Genomic DNA, 17,774 nt, shown 5'->3' with positions numbered 1-17,774 from the left:
ACACCCAACGTCCACGAGGCGGTGAGTCTGTGTGCAGTGTGACGCGTCTTTGTGAAATCCCCAAGCGATTTATGTGCCAAGTTGTTTGCGGGGATACAACTTTCGTGATTTTAATTCCCTACCCCCTAAAAGGTGATCAATCGCTTGACGCATAATCCATTTAGCTGTCTTTAAGATACTCACCTCATTGAATTGTCCTTGTGCCAACGCCAGAATATGCTCACCTCGTATTCCTGTACCCGCTGGCACGAATCCCTCTTCGGGAACAAACTGATAAAATTGCTGTGCATTTATTGGCATGACGGAATGTGCTTCATGGGTAAATGAGATGCCATAACCGCAAGTAAGCAGTAATGCCCATTCGAAACGCCTTAACAAAATTTCTGTTGCAAGTTTGTCATGAAGAGAGGCTAAGCCTTGTATGGTCTGTTGATAAATCGCGAAAAGCTCTGGACAGGGTTCCATGGGTTTCAGGGCATAAAACACCAGTTCATTGACATAGAGGCCAGCAAAAAGGGAGTTGCCTTGAAGCACGAGAATATCTCGTTGCATTTCAATCTGGCGTACAAAATGATACTCTTTTTTGCTATCCACAGCTAACCACAAAGGTATAAACGGCTGTAAGAGCGCCTGCTTTTTAGGGGTCCTACCGCCTTTGTACAAACAATTTAGCACCCCTTTTTCCTGAGTCAACAAGCTGATACGTGCGCTGGTATCTCCAGAAGGACTTTTATGTAGAAGCCAAGCGTCAAGTGTCTCAATCATAGCCTAATTGTTTTAATAATCGCTCGTCATCGGCCCAACCTGATTTCACTTTGCACCAACACTGTAAAAAGACTTTTTTGCCAAGTAATTGTTCCATGTCCAGACGCGCGCTAGTGGCCATTTCTTTTAATTTTTTCCCTTTATCGCCAATGATAATCCGCTTGTGACCTTCTTTCTCGACTAAAATTAATGCGTGAATACGCACTAAGTTTCCTTCTTCTTTGTAAGATTCAATGTCCACTGTTGTTGAATACGGTAACTCTTGACCGCATAGACGAAAAATTTTTTCACGCAACAATTCGGCGCACAAAAAACGCACAGGCCGATCCGTGAATTGATCTTCGGCAAATAAATGTGGTCCTTCAGGTAAAAATGCTTTGAGTTGCTGCTCTAAGTGATCCACTTGCAAGCCTGTTTTAGCCGATAAGGGAATAATAGCGGCAAAATTATGACGCTGACTCATCGTTTCTAACCACGGTAATAATTGGCCCTTATCAGCGATTTTATCGACTTTATTCACTGCTAGAATGCAAGGAACATCAGCCTCTTTAATTAAGCGCAGGATATAATCCTCTTCATCACTCCAATGGATTCCCTCGACAATAAAAACAATCACGTCCACATCGCGCAGTACAGCGATCGCGGTTTTATTCATCAGCCGATTCATGACTTTTTTTGAACCTTGATGAATACCCGGCGTATCGACATACACGTATTGATACTCATCAATCGTTTGTATGCCCAAAATACTGTGTCGTGTCGTTTGCGGTTTACGCGAGGTAATGCTTAATTTTTGCTGTAAAATGCAATTTAAAAGCGTTGATTTACCGACGTTGGGTCGCCCGATGAGGGCAATATAGCCACAATAACTTGTCATTAACCTTATATCCTGCCTAATTTTAGTGAGCTCATGCATTGATTAATCAAATTTAACACATTTTGCTTGCCTTAAAAACATAAAAACCTATACTGTGGAAGTAATCCATTCCTCTTCTATTTGAATATGGTCGCTACCAAATTTATTGACAATCGAATACATACCGTTATTCCTTTATCCGTCAGGCCAAACCGTTTTTATTCGAGTTTTACAGTGACTGCAACGGCCACTAGTCGACACGCCGGAACTGTCATCTACGGCTCTTTCAGAACACAATTTTTACTTCCGAACGGCGATTGCTTGCTTCTTTTCGCTAATCATAACAATAATTCCACTCAATTACTGCTTATTACTCATGATGCCGAAAAATTACGTTACTTGCCGGGAAAGCGCAGCGCTTCGCTCGTGGCTGACGTAATAAGCCAACTTCACCGATATCGTATCCGCTCAAATAGCTATAGCAAACCACGCACCGACGCACAAGTGTTAAAGTACCAATTAGCCACTAAGGCAATCAACCGACTTGAAGAATTGTTAACTCAAGAAAGGGCATTATCTCCTGATGATTGGGAAGGGCAAGAAAAATTGCGCCGTGATGTCTTTGCAATTCTTGTAGAATGCAGTGATGGCAATCGTCGTCTACTAGCGAGCGCCCCAGTGATCTCTGAAGGCGCATTGGGTCATATTTTATCTAAAGCTTTTGAATCCACTCAAGATTATCAATTTAATCGCGTTTATCCAGTTTGTCGTATTGATCAACTTGATTTTACCGATGAGCAAGGTCGATACACTGATAAACCAGCAGCTTATGTTTGGGACAGTGAATTACACATAGGCAATGATGAAGCGGCTTTACAAGATACATTTCGGGTTATTTGCCAATTATACGGCTTAAGATTAGGTTCCAAATTAAGCAATATCCCCGCAAATCGCTTTGTGCGTTTAGGGTCATTTTTACACAATCTTTGGACAAATAGTCGCGAGTTAGCGACCTTCTTGGCTTCTCCCTTTAAACCCACTCAACCGAGTGAAACAACGGGCTGGTATGATGGATTAATTGTGACAGAAATTAAGCCCTATTATTATTTTGAGGGAATCCCGCAAAATGGATATACAGCCGAAGAAATGGCGGAGGACCCTCCTCCACCCGACATTCTTTTCTTTGAACATGAAGGAAGACACTACCCACTTCCCAGTGGTGATGACTTAGTCACTATAAGTGAATTAAGCGAGAAACATCTTTATTTACATCAACGACTGAGCTTACAGCTTAAAGTGTTTTTTTCCAAACTTCCTGGCTTTTTTGTCTATGTCTACCGCAGCATAGCTCAATTTATTACCCACGATCTTTATAAGGATTTTATTCAATACATTCATAGTGATCATCTTGAATTTGAAAATAGAAAACCTCCCATTAAACCCCAAAGAACATCTTTGCAAAAGTATCTCATGTCATTGCAAGAAATTTTACAAAATGAAGGATTACTTGCTGATGGGCAAACGCTGGAGCAATTCATTGAAACACAAATTCAAAATAGCAATTATGTCTTAGTACGCGAAAAGCACCCTCCTAGTCCTCCAATGTACGATAATCCCTTACATCGCACGCTGGATGTTTTTCGCCATATCGGCTCTTTTTTTGTTCATATCAGTGAGGAAAATCCCATCATTGGTACGCTAGCCATGGCGGCTTATATCTATGGCGCAGGAGCCATCATCGCACCACAAACTTTAACTGCGATTTTGACTAAGTTACAGTTGAAAGGCTTGATTGCAGGGATAAACCCAACCCAAGCACTAGGTCAGTGGATGAGTCATGGGACAGTCTCTGAAGCGCTTTCAGCTGCAGTGACTTATTGGCAAGCCGTGGTCATTGGCGGTGATCTTGATAAGTTTTTTGTTGAAGCAATTAAGCTGTTGAAAGATCACCCCGCAGAGGCAGCTATTGTTACCGCTCTAGCAGTGACACTGGGCTTTGGTTTATGTAAAGCAATTCCCGCCTTGGAAGAAGAAAACGGCAAATTTCCTCCTTTAAATTATGCCTTTTTTGGGCTTAAAGGGGGTATAGCTGTCAATGACACCATTATGCATCCTGGGGACGATTGGCTACTTGGTACGATGAAATGGCTACTTCGAGGTGGATTCATCCTAGTTAAATTTCTTGTTGGCCCTTTTATCGAAGGTTATTACTATGGTGAAGATGGATTTGTTTCTGGCTTAACAAAAAGTTGGAATCTATTAATTCGAACCTTTAAACAAAGCATTGCAGCACTTACTGATTTAGTATTAGTCATTTTAACCATTCCTTTATTGGAACTCAGCAGTTTATTCCTCTATGTTCCCTTTCGGGGCATCACTAACCTACTTAGTAAGTCGTTGAGTGTCCTTGGAAATTGGCAAGATTTGGGAAATAGCCTATTAGAATTTACTCCTCAATCATTCTTCCAAAATTATTTTTCAGATTTTCGCTTATCCCCTCTTTATGGATTTTATAACCCGTTCGGCACCTATACGAGCAATAAGTTGCTCAATATTTTTATCAATGGTGTCATGTTATTCGTCTCTCCACCTTGGCAATTGGTGAAGAATTTAGCAGTATTGCCAGTGATTGACCTAACTTTCTTAGCTATACGCCTGAGTTTAACCTTGATCCATCCCTTTGTAAAAACGGTCATGTTAACAACCGGCATCTTTTTAAAAACTTCGGGCTTTTTATGGGACAACAGTTGTGGTTTGATTTTTCAGTTAGGTGCAAAAGCCATTAGCTTAGGCGCAAACTGGACTGTACGAACGGCCGGTATAGCTAAGCAGCGTATACTTAGTGAAATACAAATTCTTCGTCTTAATCTCTACGATTGGGCTTTTAATGAAGAAGATATTGCTTTGCATACTGTTAACAATGATAAAGACTACCTGATGGCTCATCCTGAATCCGTGGAACGATTTCCTCATGAACATAAAGACAGCACCAGTTGTTTACTTAAAGCACTAACAGGGGATAAACTCGATGCCGTCACTAAAGCGGCAATGAGCGATATGGCCAATCATGATCCTCTATTCAAAAGATCAACAAAAGAATCTAAACAATCTGAGCAACCAAGATCAGAAAGAGAAATAGTTTTACAGTAATCAATTATGAAAAATAAAGGATTTTCTTTCATCGAATTAATGATCGTTATTATCATTATCAGTATTTTGGCGGTTTTTGCATACCCGAGCTATCATTATTTCATCACTCAAACAAGACGCGTCGATGGACAAACTGCTTTACTTCAACTGGCCAATCGAATGGAAGAATATTACTCAAAAGCGCATACCTATCGTGGCGCAACTATCGCAACGGGTGGGCTTACTGATGTACTAAGTAAGCCTACTTCAGAGCAAAATGGGTATGAGTTGAAAATTATTGAGCAAACAGACACCTATTTTAATTTACATGCTATTCCAACCAAAGCGCAGGCACTAGCGGATACACTTTGCCAAACGCTCACCTTTAATAGTCTGGGCATTAAAGGAATTACCTCAGGACCCCAGGGTATTCCTCAGGGGGTGACCTCCCAATGCTGGTAGTGGACAGCCGCTGTCAGTGTGCTGGGAAGTCATTTTGATTATTGTATAGACAATTTAATGAGGTATACTTATAATATTTGTTATAGCTTTTCATTGGGTTTTACCATGGCTGATCAAACCAAACATGTTCCGGGGCCTTCATCGCCTAAAACTATGTCTTCCAACTCAGTGATGACTCAACAACAAGATCTTTTAAAAACCCTCTCTGCACAGCCGACACCGAAGCTTAGTAAAGATCAAACAGCAAAAAATCCACAACAAACACTTTCTACGCAATCAGGATCTCATTTGAGTAAGAGCCAGGGCGTTAAAGATGCGCGTCATAAAAGTTCGCTGGATTCAAAAATTGAAAAATTCCATCATCAATTAATAGGGCAACTGGGCCTGAAGGATGCTACCGAAGTCGCCGCTTTTTTAAAATCGCCCATCGGCCTAAAAACCAAAGCATTACTTCAGGAACAACAAATTTTACTTGCAGAATTAAAGAAAACTCGTCAGCACGCGATGTTAGAGGCTCTTTTAAAAAAAATGCGGATAAGGGCCTTCTTACACTTAATTGCGGTGTACAAAAGAAAAGCCCGAGCAAAAGAGTTGAATGCAGCCATTCAAAAGCAAATCGATGAAAGACTAGCCTCCTCACAAAAACAAACTCCAGTAGAAACGGTTCAACCCTTTAATCCTATTGATACCCAAGCTGTTATAAAACAAACTTATGCAGCTTACAAATTAGCTGCACAAGTGATTGAGAATACTCTGGAAGAGAAAATTAAAGAAGCACAAGAACTTGAAGAAGAATTAGCAGCCCTTGAAATTGAAGGTAAAAAAATCGCGAAACGCTACAACGCTTTTGAAGAAAAGCTTAGCGAGCTAGATAATCAATATGAGCAATTTGTCGAAAGAAACAAAGAAAAAACAACCGCAGAGAAGATCGCGGATATTAAAAGCATGATTGCAACCCTTAATAACACGATTGATATTAAGCGCATAGAAATCGATAGGTTGGTCGTCGCTAACCAAGACGAAGAAGCAATGGAAATACTCCCTGAACTTAATAGTCTTAATGGCCAGTCAGCGGGTATGGAAGACATTTTGTCAGTATTAGAAGAGAGAAAGTTATTCTATAATGCTGGAGGCGAGAGAGTTGACTCCTATAAAGAGGCTGACTTTATTCTTCCTAAGACACAAAGACTGTTTGTGGATAAGCAAACGGGAATAACTTATATCCTTACAGCAAGTGCCGATCTTAATTCGGAAGAGCTTACAAACCTATTTAACACCCTATCGCCTAAAGATAAATTGGCAGCTCAACGTCAGTATGAGCGTACTAAACCAGAAATCTCCAATCTTAAAGCACTCGTTGCAAACAACAAACAATTAGAATTAGCCCTACATACTGAGAAAGTGAATAAAGCATTGGCTCATAGCGAACTACTGCAGCAAGAAATTTTAGACCTTACTAATCAAGCTGCAGCCATTGCCTCCATGATGGACCAGATGGCTACTGCCTTGAATCAGGTTAATCAGCAATTGGGATCAGATATTCAATTAGCCACTCCAAAACCCAAACCGACCCCAGGTGGTACTGCATCTGCGAAAAAAGAAGCGATTTCAGGAACCCTAGTTTGTAAACACATGCTGCAATTAATTAAATCAAATCCAACTCCGGCAGCAATTGATCGCTTTGCCAATAGCTTCGTATTGCCGGATGGCTCACCTAATAAACAAGCTCAAGATTTAATCAGAAATAATATTAAACCCGGTATGCCAATACCCCAAACAACTATGAACCGCCTATTGCAAGATTTACCACGTTTTGGCGTTACCGCTAACAGCCCAAGAGTCACACCTATTCCCGATAAAACACCGGGTAAGATCACTGCGCCTACCCCTTTTAAAACCACCCCTTGGTGATTTAAGATAAAGTGAAATCTGTAAATAGGAGCCTCGCTTATGCCTGTCATCCTGAGGAAGCGAAGGCGCAATGGATTTAAATGACTGAGTTAATTGGAAGGGCATTAGGTATTTTGGTTAATGCTTTACCCTACTATCCAATCCATCACATAGAACCGTTTTAAGAATAGGATCAGCCTCCCTGATGAAGTGATTATTGTACTCTATTGAGGGATCAAATTGGTGATTGTAATGTATTCTAAGTTTCACTTTTTTATCAAATAATTGTTTATCGATGGACTTGTAATTTTCTTTTTTGAAAAATGCAGCCAACTTTTTGTCACAGCCAGGGGGTAGAAAGAAGTTATTAATATGGCATTGAGCGCTGTACTTCTTTTTTCCCTTACTTGAGCAAGGCGAGTGTGTTAAAAAAATTTCAATCGTGTTTATTTTTTGATTTGGAAATTCGGCTTTGAATTTTTTTAAAATGTTAGGGAAATTACGAATCAGATTTTCTTCAGCGTGTTGAGCATTTTGCGGAAATTGTTGTGAAACACCACTATTCATCATGAAATTATAAAGTTTTTGCTTGCGAACAACATCCACCTTCTTTGTATCACAATGCCGCAATTCATTCCCAATTGCCATCTTTGCGTGGGCTTGCATAATGGTGGATATCTGCGCATTAGGATTACTGCGGAAAACAAAATAGGCTTGTCCATTAAAAGAGATAATAGCAAGTACCTCTCTCGATTTTCGTTGAAATGCCGCAATAGCTTCGGAAAGTGAATGGTATAACTTCATTTAATTGATGTCTTGAAGAAAAAAGCGATATCCTACAAGGAATTTATTAAGGAAATATTAAATGAACACAATGGTCAAATTATTGTTAATTTTAGGGGCTATTTATTGATAGGTAAAAAGGATTGATTAAGACTTCAGCACCCCTGTAAGCCGTTGTCCTTGCAGCAATACCCTATTCTTAATTTTAAGATAATGTTCATTGCGTATAATTGTTAGTAGGGTCCTCCTTAAAAGATGGAAAATGAAAAATTTAATCGCCCAAAACAAACGATTAAGTGCTTTGCGAGGATATATCCAAAAAAAAACATTACAGTTAAACGCAAAAAAAACTCGCACTAGACCTCAGGAAATTGAATCGGGCAGCAATCATCATGAAGAACAGCAAACGAAGGCTGCCAAAATAATCCAACGCACTTGGCGAAAACATAAAATTCGAGAAGTAATAATCGATAGTCCCTATTTTGCTTATCTTTCGCTTATCGATCCTCGGGATGAAAAAAAACTGCTATCAGCAATAATGTTTGGCCGTCATGAAGCTGAATTTCGTGAAGGCTCGGCTGAGCGAAGCGAAAATCCTTTTATTTACACTAGAGTTAGTTCAAATGCCTATTACCATCGCGGTGATCTGCATGACTCTGAAGGCTTAATATTTGATTTGCTTCTCAAAGAATTTAAAATAAATAAAGCTGAAAACCCAGATTGTATCTATCTTCCTATTAGCAAACTTCAACTTGTTGCTACCAGAGAATACCTAAAGCCTTATGGCCATTTAGAAATAATAGAAGATGATCACCACACGATTAGTCTCGTTGTCATTCCCAAATCCAAGATTTCTATTGCGCATAAAATAATGAATCATGGGGTTATCGCTACGCCTTGGGAAATTGCTCAAAATATAAAATTAGGCAATCAGGAGCACTCCCACTCTTTTGACTCCTCAAAACCCAAGCTCACCTTAGATCCCAGTTTACCCTGTACTAAAGAGCAGCTTTTGGAAAGCCCCATTTGGGCGGAATTGGGAGTCACTGCAAGCAACAAAAAATACCCTAACAAGAAACTGGCAGTTTGTTTGCGTAAGATGCTCGTTAATTTACCCCCCCTAGATGCGGAAGCAATTCAGCGTATTGCTCTCATTCTTGATATCGCCAACACATTTTACAGATACAATTATTCACAATATGCATTTTGTGTTTATGCCATCGTCCATGAAATCAGTGTTGGCTTGTCTACCATCACCGATAAGCCATTTCTCCAAAAATCGTTTGACAATTTTTTAGCTGAGTCTAAAAGTACATTATGTAAAAGTTTAGGACTTACTCCATCCGATTTGAGTCGTTCGACCTTTATTGCATCTCCAGCCCTATCAGGAACTAATGCCTTTTTTATTGCCACAGAAATTGCTAAGCAAATGAGGACGACATCAGGACAGGAGCCTCGTATTAAACTCATTTCGCCCTGTCATTACTTTGAATTTGAAGGAATAATTTCCAATAGCACTTCATCAGATGAAGCGGATATATTTACCTTTTCAACAGGACCTATTGTAAATCCAGGCGGAATAAATCCAGGGGTTGATATTAATCGCTTTATTAAACGAAATATCATCGACAAAAAGCGAACAAAACCGGCAACTTTAATTTTAGATACCACTACAACCCTCTATAAAAACCTTAAGCTAAGCGACGAAGCAAAAGAGTTAGTTAGGGAGGGAAAATTATCGATATTGTTGATTGAAAGTCATCAAAAATTTGGTCTACTCCATACCGATCAAGCTCAACATGGGCGGCTATTTGGTCTATGTTCAAAAAATAGTTTCGCTGAACAATTCATTGAAGGAATGCAACAGAAAGCTCAGGTTGATTTCAACTCTCATCTCGATATGCGTGTAGGCGCTTTGATTAGTAGTGAGTGTGGTGAGACTTTAGAAGAAATCAAAGGGCAGCATTTTACCAATGGGGCTATTTTACGCAACATTTTAAGAGAAACTAGCTTAGCTTCTAGCACAGTAATGTCTCATACCGACATGTTAACTGATGAAAATGAGTTTTATTTTGCAACTTCGACTCTCAATTCAAGGAAAGAACAACAAATCAAAGGCATTGTTGAACCACGCAGTAGCTTCGGCCATTACACCACAACGGTATCGGATGTCGTTGATCAACTGAGAATATGCGCCAATGCGTCGGATAATATCGATTGTCTGATTAAAACTGCACAACTCTATCTGTGTGATAACTTTGACCAAGAGCAACAATTAAACATGTTGCTTGAAAATGGAAATGCACAAGAGGAACTGTCGATTGAAGAGCAAATTATTACACTTGCAATGATTAGCAACCTCTTGGCAAATCGATCGGATTTATTGACAAAGAATCCTTTAAACCTATTTTCCGCCCTTAACAATTTATTAACCCACTGTACTCTTTTAGAAAGTAGAGTTAATTTTGTTGAAGCGTATCGTTTTTTGCGCAACCTTGGCAAACAAATTTCACATAAAGAACAACCCGAAAACAATAAGCTGTTTCTGGCTGCACTTCATCGCCTTCATCTTAGCAATATACCGATTGGTCCTGGGATTTTAAGCCATCTAAGAGCAAACTCCAATATTTGTAGGGCTATCACACTACTAGAACCTATTAGTTTGGCTCAGATAAAATTAGTCATTGAATCACCCGAAAAATTAGCGACTGTACTTGGAACCACTGCGACACCCGATGGGCATCTTTCAAGCGCAATCGATGCCTTGAATAGACGTAATGTAGAAATAAAACCCTTTCTTTTAAGTCATTTAAAAGCGAATCCTAAACTGACTCAGGCAGTCAGTTTACTTGCGGATATCCTTGATAAGCGATTAGTTTACTCGTTAATTGAAAAACCGAAGAAATTAAATGATTTCCTCAATCGAACTGAAAAACTCGAAACCTGCATCCCATTAATCCAAAAACTTCAAAAAACTGGAGTATCGATTAGGCTGGATGGCTTGCTTGAGTTATTGGCACATGATGAATCTCAAGCGGCCTTGAGCGTTATTTTAGCTAATCATTTTCCATTAACTGAACAACAAATTAATAGCGTAGTAAAAGAGAAAATTGCGCAAATAATTATTGATAAGCAAAACACATTAACTGCAGAAAATACCTCTGCGCTATGCGCTTTAGGTGAACTTTACGAGGACTTCCAAGAGTTTCTTCCCCTATTGGATAACGATAACTTTTGTAAAGCGCTTTTGCACATACATCAAGCAACTGATAACATTCTTAGTAATTTAAAAAGCGCCCCACAAAAATTCCAAATGGCGGCAGCACACCGGCCTGTTTACCTCAAACAATGTTCTGATGCATTAAAAACGTTTTATAGCCTAAAAAATCCAAAACCCGTTGATTTGAATCAACTGAATAAGCATCTCGATATGGCTAAGGATAAGTATTGCCAAGATATTCTTGGTAAAGATCGTACCGCATTTTCCAAAGTGTTGCGTTTAACTTTTGCAGGGATAGTTAACTTCATTGCAGGACTTAGTATTGGAATTGCTCATTATGCCCACTATAAATTAACACAACGTATTGGATTTTTTACTGAAACAAATTCACAAAAAAAATTGGGGGAAGCGCATAAAGATTTAAATACTATTTTAACGAAATCTATAAAACCTTAGTCATTCATTTTTTAATATCCTCCGCTACCGATATGTTGCGTAAATGATCGTCATCCTGAGCGAAGTGACGGATCTTTGGTAGATCATTTCCGGGGTTTAATCAGGGGGATCCCTCACTTTGTTCGGGACGACAATACCAGTTTCAGTTCAGGACGACGCCGGTGAAGGATGATTTTACCCTGCAATCCAAAGAATCAATTCAGTTATTCTGTCGAGGCAGATAACCGTCTCTCCAAATCTGGGTTAGACCCTCGCGATAGGTTGGATATTTTAAACTGGCATGAAGCTCTTTTTTTATTTTTAAATTAGAAACGCGGCGGTTATTATCATAAAACTCCTGCTCCATGGGGGACATTGAAGCTTCCGAAATGGGCACTAAAGGTGGAGGCTCACGATGGAGCAAAGAAGCCGCATACTGCTCTACAACATGCGCTGGCGCTGGCTCATCGTCTGATACATTGTAAATAGAGAGGGGATTAATAGCATTCATTGATGCAAGAAGAGTAGAGGCTATATCGTCTACATGAATACGGCAAAATACCTGCCCCTCTTTAAAGAGCGTGTGCTTTTTACCTTTTTGCAGGCGCTCAATCGCATTCCGGCCTGGTCCGTATATACCGGATAATCTAAAGACATGAAGAGGCAATTGATTTATTTTTGCAAATGAAAGCCAATGTTCCTCTGCCTTTAAACGCATAATAGCCGCTGGCGTATGAGGTGTACACTCGGTTTTTTCATTAACCCATCCTCCCTGATGATCGCCATAGACGCCGGTAGAAGAAAGATAGCCTAACCATTGAAGGTGGCGAGCCTGTTTTCGGATTAAATCACCGTATTTTATGAAGACTGAGTCACCCAGGGGGCTTGTCGGAGGGATAGAAATTAAAATATGGCTCGCCTCGGCTATATAAGTTTCCATGCTCGGGGAATTAAAAGGCACTAATTGAACGCCTTGAAAGCCGTTAGACTCTTCTTCCCGTAAGGAACGTTTTGTCCCTATGACTGTAAACCCTTGTGAGATCAGTTTTGGTGCAAGCGCTTTGGCTGTGTAGCCAAAGCCAAAAATTAAAAAGCAAGGCTTCATAGCGTTCTCTTTGTTTTTAATTGATTATAATAACTCAACGCTATGGCACGAGATTCAATGTGATTGACAATAGGTCGAGGATAATGGGTTTGATCATAAATCTTCGCCGAATCAGTCGCTGTCCAAGGCGCATGGATATCCTCATTGTTTAAAGAAGATAATTCTGGAACCCAACGACGAATATAAGCGCCATCCGGATCAAATTTTTGGCCTTGTAACACTGGATTGAAAATACGAAAATAAGGTGCAGCATCAGCACCACACCCTGCAACCCATTGCCAACTCGCGCTATTATTGGCTAAATCCGCATCCACTAAGGTATCCAAAAACCAATCCGCTCCCAGGCGCCAATCGATAAACAATCCCTTAGTAAGAAAGGATGCAGCAATCATGCGTACTCGATTATGCATATAGCCAGAACCCCATAGCTCTCTCATTCCTGCATCAATGATGGGATACCCCGTCATTCCTTTTTGCCAAGAGGTTAATAATTGTTTGTCATTATGCCAAGGAAAAGCATCAAATTCCTTTTTAAAATTCTTATGAGGCAGCGTCGGCACATGATAAAGAAGATAATAAGAAAATTCTCTCCAGCCCAACTCTGATAAAAAATGATCTGCAGAGGCTAAATCACAGTCGGGATCGCACTTTGCTAATTCAACAGCCCTTAAAATAGTCCAAGGGCTTATTTCACCATAGTGCAAATGAGGAGATAACCGTGAGGTAGCCTGTTTTATAGGGAAGTTACGATTAACCTTATAGTCATTAAGATCATGAGCAATAAAATGGTTTAGTCTCTTTTGTGCCCCCTCCTCGCCAGGAGTCCAGAAAGTATGGAAAGAGGAAGCCCACGACAAGCTCGGTAAAAGCCCCCATTCATGGAGTTCATCACTAAATACATCTACCCCGATAGGCCGAGCGATGATTTCTTTTGCCGGTGGCGAAAAAAGAGTTTGCTTGCAAGCGTTCCAATAGGGCGTAAAGACTTTAAAATAATCGCCATTTTTATTCTTAATTGTCCACGGTTCATGCAATAAACTCCCATTAAAACTGAGTACTTCCAGTCCAAGCGCTTGCATGGAACTCTTAATTTTCTTATCGCGTGCAATGGTTAGAGGTTCGTAACAACGGTTCCAGTAAAGAGCATCGATAGAGAACGTTTTAACTAATTCTAAAATAACTTCTAAGGGATTGCCTTTGCACAAAACGAGTTTTAGCCCTAACTTCACATTAAGTGAATCTTTTAAAGCATTAAGACTGTGATGAAGCCACCATGCCTGTGCTTGTCCAAGCACACTGTTTTTTACATCTAAAATATAGAGAGGAATAATGCGCTTATGCTGAGTGCAGGCTTCAAAAAATGCAGGATTATCGGATAATCGCAAATCTTGTCGGAACCAAACAAGGGCAGTAGTCATATTTTATCCAGTACTTGAATCATTCGTTTAATGTAAGCAAATGGGATTCCGCTTGTATCTTAGAGATATTAAAGAATAAAAGAGAGTATTTCGACCCCTTAGAATAGATTGCCCGTGTTTATGCATTTTGCCATAAATCTGAATTCAATGACAAAAACAATAAAAGCAGCCCAAAAGAGTTATCTTATGGGCTGCTGTCAGAAAATTCGGTTTAATCAGGGATGGGATTAAATTCGTTTTGATTCTCTATTGGGATATGCCGAAGTTTCCTCTACTTCTTTTTTGCATCTTACCCCTAAGCTCCCTCCAATACATGAAGAAATAGCCCCTACAAAAAACAATAAAAATACCATCCAAGAACTCCCTGCTAAAGTATTAGGGGAAATTTTTACTTCAGGATTAGCAACGCCTGGAGCATTATTTTGATTTAAATTAATCATTCCTTGATCTGAAGTAGTACTGTCTTGAGAGCTGGTGAATGACACAGTTGGAGTGAGAAATTTATTATAAAAAGCCGTATAATGAACCAGAGGAAGCACCATAATTGCACTTAATAAAAGTGCCAAAGACCATGTTAAAAAACCATAAATAACTCCTCCCTGATGATTCGAATAAAAAAAGCGGCCTAAATACCCAGAAACAAAACCGGCTACTCCCATGGATGCTATGACTCCAATAAGTAGACCGAGAAGTCCACCTATTGCTACTGTTGCTGCTCCGGTCGATGAAAAATTATAAGCACTTAACCCAATTGCAATGCTGTATAATTGCAACAAAAAACCCAAGCCAATAGCAACCAGAGCCCCTGAAATGACAGCTGACCAACAGATTCTCGAAAATGAAAAATGAGTATCAGTCTGAATGTTCATGATAAGTCCCTTTTAAAGATGAGAAATAAGCCAAATTAGTACTAAAATGCTTACTGGCACCCCTAATAACCATGCAATAATATAACCCATGGCTATCTCCTTATGTTGAGTTTATTTAAATTAAAAATAAACAATTATCGTGTATTTATTGAATAATATTTTTATTAATTTACACGCTAATCTCCTTTTATCATCATCTCCTCCTCTTATTATTAATCTCATTAACAATAAACTCGATTAAAATTTAATTATAGAATAATTTTATCAATGGACATTACTTTCATTTCAAATATATACTAAAGATGGTATATGTTTTAAAAATTATCAAATTTTCAATTGAATGATGCAGTAAAAAGATTTAGATATAAATAAGGAGAAAGATGTGAAAGGAGAATCAATTTGGAAAAAAATTGATTATAAAAAATTACTATATAACGCTTTAGAAAACAATGAAATTGAAGTCGACTTGGCTATTATAGGTGGAGGAATAACTGGAATAACAGCCGCAATAGAGCTAATAAAATCAGGGAAAAAAGTAGCATTAATCGAAGCACAAGAAATTGGTGGAAAAACAACTTCAATGTCAACTGAAAACCTTTATATTCCTGTTCAACCTTATTATCATACAATTTCCAAAATTAACCGACTTTATTTCGAAAAAAATATTGCACAATCAAGAAAATTCGCTATTGATTACATCGAAAATAATGTCAAAAAATTTAATGTTAATTGCCATTTTAATCGAAGACCATGGTACGGGTATACTTCCAAAAATGAAAATAAAGTATTTATAGAAGAGGTTGAAATTTTAAAAAAAATGGACATTGCAATTGCAATGACCTCTGCCCTTCCCTTCTCCATCAAATTTAAAAAAGCAGCGATTATTGAGAATCAGGCTCGATTTAATCCATTGCAATATGTAAGCGCAATGGCCCAAGAGTATGTAAAAAATAGTGGCCAAATTTATGAGAGAAGCCTTGTAATAGAGATAAAAAAAGAAAAATGGGGGGTGTCGCGCGACAAATCAAACAATCTGCATCTGGTCTCAGCTATTTGTACCCATATGAAATGTGTGATTCATTGGAATGATGCCGAGCAAACATGGGATTGCCCATGTCATGGTAGCCGATTTAAACCCACAGGGGAGGTAATCGAAGGGCCAGCTACTAAAAATTTGAAATACAAATCAATTCCATCCTAATTCGATTTGGAGAGCCTAAATGTTACTGATTGCTATTGTTTTTTTCCTACTCGCAGCGATGTTTGGAATTTATTTGTTAAGCTATGTTTTCGCCGAAAAAAACACACCCAAAGGGGTTGTTATAACTCATGGTTTCCTTGCTTTTTTAGGAATTCTCCTTTTAATCCTTTATTCTTTTTTTTACACCATCCCTTTATTCAGCCTCATTTTTTTTATAGTTGCGGCCTTGGGAGGTGGATTTATGTTAAAACTGGATATATTTGGAAAAAAAATTCCAAAAATATTAGCACTTGGGCATGGCGTTATTGCTTTGGTGGGCCTATTACTTTTAATCGCATTTTTCATGAATTATTTTAAATGAAGACCACTTCCTCAAAAAGCCTACTTGCTTTAAGTGTGATGATATTCTTAATCTCGGATGTCCAAGGAGGGGTTGGGCCTTTTCTTTCCATTTACTTAAGCGCTTATTTAGGCTGGGATGCAGCCCAAATAGGCATTGCTTTAGCGACTATTGGAATTGTAGGGTTATTCTTTCAAATGCCGAGTGGGATACTGGTAGATGCTGTCCATTCTAAACGTTTGATAATTACAGTGGCTTGTTCCCTTATCCTTCTGAGTTGCTATCTTATTCTTAACCAGAAATCCCTTTTTATTGTCCTTTTAGCTCAAGCTTTTGTAGGTGTAGCGTTCAGCTTAATCCCACCCTCAATTGGAGCGATCACTTTAGGATTAGTGGGAAGAGAATTATTTCCTAAACGAGTAAGTACAAACGAATCACTAATCCATTTAGGAACGGTGATTACCATATTGACCATTGGCATTTTGTCTCATTACTATGGTCATGCATGGATAATATATGGCACTATGTTATTCGCAAGTATGGCATTGCTTCCTCTATCTTTCATTAACCCTAAAGAAATTAATTATTCAGCCGCCCGTGAGTTACCCGAAAATTCTTTGGATATAGCCCCTATTTCGTTTATACCGCTTTTTCGCGCAAAAACATTATGGATTTTTTATAGTGCTATGATTGTTTTCCATTTTGCTAATGCAGCCCAAGTTATATTAGTTGGGCAAAAATTAGCTAAAATTAGCCCGAGTATGGATTCACTCTATATGGGAATTTGTATCATTTTCGGGCAATTTGTCATGGTTTTTATAGCTTATTTTTTAGGTTTTTTTATCAGCAAAATGGCCAGAAGACCTATCTTCTTATTGGCCTTTATTTTTTTGATTCTACGAGCTACATTATTTATTTTCGTGGACAATCCGCTATACCTTGTACTTATTCAATTAATTGATGGAGTCAGTGCAGGGATATTTGGAGTGGTAGCTACGGTGATGGTTTCCGATTTAGCAGCAGGAACGGGTCGGTTTAATTTCTTATTAGGTGCGCTTGGGATGTGTGTCGGCTTGGGCTCTTCCTTGAGTAATTTGCTAGCAGGATTTTTAACAAAAACATATGGATTTCACATAGGATTTTTTAGCTTGTCAATAATTGGGTTTATTGGATTTTTTATTTGTTTATTTGCTTTTCCAGAAACAAAGGATATTAATCAAAACCCTATCAAAAAAATCATTCCTAAAAAAATATCCTTGAATAAATTCTGCTATATTAAAAATAGATAGATGGCTTTATAG

At 38.8% G+C, this 17,774-nt stretch carries 13 protein-coding genes; 7 read left to right on the top strand and 6 right to left on the bottom strand.

The window, feature by feature from the left end; translation table 11 throughout:
• Positions 1–69 precede the first annotated feature (69 nt).
• Entirely contained in the window at positions 70–765 is a 696-nt protein-coding gene (recO, locus tag B5D33_RS11710) for a DNA repair protein RecO (protein ID WP_058453157.1), read from the bottom strand.
• Positions 758–1,642, bottom strand: a complete 885-nt coding sequence (gene era, locus B5D33_RS11705; protein ID WP_058453156.1) for a GTPase Era — start codon at positions 1,640–1,642, stop codon at positions 758–760. Before era ends, recO begins: the two co-directional genes overlap by 8 nt.
• Before the next feature lie 126 nt (positions 1,643–1,768).
• On the opposite strand from era, the gene B5D33_RS11700 reads away from it, so the two are divergent.
• From B5D33_RS11700 to B5D33_RS11690, 3 genes are all read left to right on the top strand, one after another.
• Positions 1,769–4,771 (top strand): hypothetical protein, encoded by a 3,003-nt coding sequence (locus B5D33_RS11700; protein WP_058453155.1) that lies wholly within the window; start codon positions 1,769–1,771, stop codon positions 4,769–4,771.
• 6 nt (positions 4,772–4,777) lie between these two features.
• Positions 4,778–5,212, top strand: coding sequence for a type IV pilin protein (locus B5D33_RS11695; RefSeq protein WP_058453154.1), 435 nt, complete (start codon positions 4,778–4,780; stop codon positions 5,210–5,212).
• Between the two features lie 105 nt (positions 5,213–5,317).
• The gene (locus tag B5D33_RS11690; protein ID WP_058453153.1) at positions 5,318–7,123 is read left to right on the top strand and encodes a hypothetical protein; all 1,806 of its coding nucleotides are present in this window, start codon (positions 5,318–5,320) and stop codon (positions 7,121–7,123) included.
• 117 nt (positions 7,124–7,240) lie between these two features.
• Here the strand turns inward: B5D33_RS11690 and B5D33_RS11685 are convergent, their stop codons facing one another.
• Complete coding sequence (locus B5D33_RS11685; protein ID WP_058453152.1) at positions 7,241–7,906, bottom strand: hypothetical protein; 666 nt, start codon at positions 7,904–7,906, stop codon at positions 7,241–7,243.
• 241 nt (positions 7,907–8,147) lie between these two features.
• Here B5D33_RS11685 and B5D33_RS11680 point away from each other — a divergent pair, with 241 nt between their 5' ends.
• Positions 8,148–11,561: a hypothetical protein gene (locus B5D33_RS11680; RefSeq protein WP_058453151.1), complete on the top strand. Its 3,414-nt coding sequence runs from the start codon at positions 8,148–8,150 to the stop codon at positions 11,559–11,561.
• 199 nt (positions 11,562–11,760) lie between these two features.
• Here the strand turns inward: B5D33_RS11680 and B5D33_RS11675 are convergent, their stop codons facing one another.
• The 3 genes from B5D33_RS11675 to B5D33_RS11665 all read right to left on the bottom strand — a co-directional run bounded on the left by B5D33_RS11675 (position 11,761) and on the right by B5D33_RS11665 (position 14,932).
• Positions 11,761–12,645, bottom strand: coding sequence for an SDR family oxidoreductase (locus B5D33_RS11675; RefSeq protein WP_058453150.1), 885 nt, complete (start codon positions 12,643–12,645; stop codon positions 11,761–11,763).
• Positions 12,642–14,063: a cryptochrome/photolyase family protein gene (locus tag B5D33_RS11670; protein WP_058453149.1), complete on the bottom strand. Its 1,422-nt coding sequence runs from the start codon at positions 14,061–14,063 to the stop codon at positions 12,642–12,644. The genes B5D33_RS11675 and B5D33_RS11670 overlap by 4 nt, the downstream gene beginning before the upstream one ends.
• 227 nt (positions 14,064–14,290) lie before the next feature.
• On the bottom strand, positions 14,291–14,932 hold the full coding sequence (locus tag B5D33_RS11665) for a hypothetical protein (protein WP_058453148.1): 642 nt from the start codon (positions 14,930–14,932) through the stop codon (positions 14,291–14,293).
• 382 nt (positions 14,933–15,314) lie between these two features.
• Between B5D33_RS11665 and B5D33_RS11660 the strand changes: the two genes are divergently transcribed.
• From B5D33_RS11660 to B5D33_RS11650, 3 genes are read left to right on the top strand one after another with little or no spacing between them, the layout of a single operon-like run.
• Positions 15,315–16,133 (top strand): FAD-dependent oxidoreductase, encoded by an 819-nt coding sequence (locus tag B5D33_RS11660; protein WP_058453147.1) that lies wholly within the window; start codon positions 15,315–15,317, stop codon positions 16,131–16,133.
• Between the two features lie 19 nt (positions 16,134–16,152).
• Positions 16,153–16,494: a hypothetical protein gene (locus B5D33_RS11655; RefSeq protein ID WP_058453146.1), complete on the top strand. Its 342-nt coding sequence runs from the start codon at positions 16,153–16,155 to the stop codon at positions 16,492–16,494.
• A complete protein-coding gene (locus B5D33_RS11650) occupies positions 16,491–17,762 on the top strand; it encodes an MFS transporter (RefSeq protein ID WP_058453145.1) in 1,272 nt (423 codons plus the stop codon). Before B5D33_RS11655 ends, B5D33_RS11650 begins: the two co-directional genes overlap by 4 nt.
• Positions 17,763–17,774 lie beyond the last annotated feature (12 nt).

Source organism: Legionella maceachernii, assembly GCF_900167045.1.
Classification (GTDB): domain Bacteria; phylum Pseudomonadota; class Gammaproteobacteria; order Legionellales; family Legionellaceae; genus Tatlockia; species Tatlockia maceachernii.
This window is presented reverse-complemented; position numbering and strand designations above follow the sequence as displayed.

Excerpts from the sequence above, each read along its gene's own strand:
- recO (WP_058453157.1), bottom strand. The coding sequence starts at position 765 with ATGATTGAGACACTTGACGCTTGGCTTCTACATAAAAGTCCTTCTGGA.
- era (WP_058453156.1), bottom strand. The coding sequence starts at position 1,642 with ATGACAAGTTATTGTGGCTATATTGCCCTCATCGGGCGACCCAACGTC.
- B5D33_RS11700 (WP_058453155.1), top strand. The coding sequence starts at position 1,769 with ATGGTCGCTACCAAATTTATTGACAATCGAATACATACCGTTATTCCT.
- B5D33_RS11695 (WP_058453154.1), top strand. The coding sequence starts at position 4,778 with ATGAAAAATAAAGGATTTTCTTTCATCGAATTAATGATCGTTATTATC.
- B5D33_RS11690 (WP_058453153.1), top strand. The coding sequence starts at position 5,318 with ATGGCTGATCAAACCAAACATGTTCCGGGGCCTTCATCGCCTAAAACT.
- B5D33_RS11685 (WP_058453152.1), bottom strand. The coding sequence starts at position 7,906 with ATGAAGTTATACCATTCACTTTCCGAAGCTATTGCGGCATTTCAACGA.
- B5D33_RS11680 (WP_058453151.1), top strand. The coding sequence starts at position 8,148 with ATGAAAAATTTAATCGCCCAAAACAAACGATTAAGTGCTTTGCGAGGA.
- B5D33_RS11675 (WP_058453150.1), bottom strand. The coding sequence starts at position 12,645 with ATGAAGCCTTGCTTTTTAATTTTTGGCTTTGGCTACACAGCCAAAGCG.
- B5D33_RS11670 (WP_058453149.1), bottom strand. The coding sequence starts at position 14,063 with ATGACTACTGCCCTTGTTTGGTTCCGACAAGATTTGCGATTATCCGAT.
- B5D33_RS11665 (WP_058453148.1), bottom strand. The coding sequence starts at position 14,932 with ATGAACATTCAGACTGATACTCATTTTTCATTTTCGAGAATCTGTTGG.
- B5D33_RS11655 (WP_058453146.1), top strand. The coding sequence starts at position 16,153 with ATGTTACTGATTGCTATTGTTTTTTTCCTACTCGCAGCGATGTTTGGA.
- B5D33_RS11650 (WP_058453145.1), top strand. The coding sequence starts at position 16,491 with ATGAAGACCACTTCCTCAAAAAGCCTACTTGCTTTAAGTGTGATGATA.